The following is a 1,304-nucleotide window of genomic DNA, read 5'->3' on the forward strand; positions in this document are numbered from 1 at the left end:
TGGGCAGAGCGAGAGCGACCCCCCTGCGGCTCTCCCGGCCGATGGCGGTCATCAGCCGGGTGCGGGCGGCGGCACGGGCCTCGGCGGTCAGGGGAGGCGTGTCCGCCTCCAACTCCTTCACGGAGGTGAGGTCATCCATGATCGGGCTCCTCCTGGAACTCTTGCAGGGCTGTGGGATCGGACCCGCCCAATGCGTCGCGCAGTCTCCTTCGAGCCCGGTGCAGCCGTGAGCGGACGGTGCCCACCGGCACCCCCAGGGCCTCCGCGGCCTCCACGTAGTCGAGATCACCCCAGGCGATCACCAGCAGCACGTCCCGATAGCGGGGCGGCAGCTTGGCGATGCAGCCCGCCAGCGCACCTCGGGCGCTCTCGGCGGTGACCCGGTCGGTCACCCGCTCGGCCATCGGCTCGCCGCCTCCCTCGTCCGGGACGCCAGCGGCGACCCGCGCCAGCGCCCGGAGATGGCGCGCCTCGGCCCTCCGGTGCTCACCGACGAGATTGGTGACGATCCCGTACAGCCACGGGCGCGCCTGAGCCCTCGACAGGTCGTAGCGGCGCCGTCGCTGGAAGGCGATCACGAAGGTCTCCGCCATCAGATCGTCCGCTACGTCGGCACCCAGCCGCCGGGCCGCGTACCGGTGGATGTCGTCGGCGTAGCGGTCGAACAGCACGGCGAAGGCATCGGGCTCGTCCCAGGACCGTTCGATCACCGAGGCGTCGGAGTCCGACCGCTGGTTCGTGCCCTCGGCACGGTGGACTCCGACGCTCGGTGAAGCGGTCATCGGTCGCCTCTTAGGCTCATGTTTTTCCCTCGAAGACGCGGGCATGGTCACCCGCTGTTCGCCGATGGCCCGATTCGGGTTCCCGTTCCTGTGCGCGCAAGGCCCGCTCGTGTGCCGGCACCCGACGCGGCGGCGCATTGGTCCCCTCCGTCACCCGGCGGTCGCAGTTGCCGGAAGCAGGAGATGCCCGTGCACGGCCGCCCAGGCACGGGAAGCCGTGAGGCCTTCCTCGAACGCAACGTCCTGATGCGACCAGACCGGCCAACTGCTCCACCCGTCCCAAGTCCAGACGCCCGGCTTTGTGGGTTTTCCGCTGGTCGGCGAGCCATGTCCCCAGCGGGAACCCGGCCGACACCCAGTCATCAGGGGTGACGTAGCCGTACGGCACCCGCAACTGCTGCGCCCCGGTCTCCTTCACATACCGCACGCACGCCTGGATACCGCGCTGCCAGAACGTGTTCTCCGGCTCGATCACCCGCAGCTTCACGAACCGTGCCAGCAGCGCCGGATCCCTGGATGTGC

The 1,304-nt window shown here is 70.2% G+C and carries 2 protein-coding genes; both read right to left on the minus strand.

The features are described 5' to 3' along the window. Positions 1–131: 131 nt before the first annotated feature. Positions 132–782 carry an RNA polymerase sigma factor gene (locus ACWCQ6_RS37340; protein WP_451096965.1) on the minus strand — a complete coding sequence of 217 codons (651 nt, stop codon included), beginning with the start codon at positions 780–782 and terminating at the stop codon, positions 132–134. A gap of 16 nt (positions 783–798) precedes the next feature. Further along, positions 799–1,304, minus strand: a 506-nt coding sequence (locus tag ACWCQ6_RS37345; protein ID WP_451096967.1) for a helicase associated domain-containing protein, incomplete at its 5' end; no start/stop codon positions are given.

The sequence above is a fragment of the Streptomyces sp. NPDC001880 genome, assembly GCF_053594575.1.

Excerpts from the sequence above, each read along its gene's own strand:
- ACWCQ6_RS37340 (WP_451096965.1), bottom strand. The coding sequence starts at position 782 with ATGACCGCTTCACCGAGCGTCGGAGTCCACCGTGCCGAGGGCACGAAC.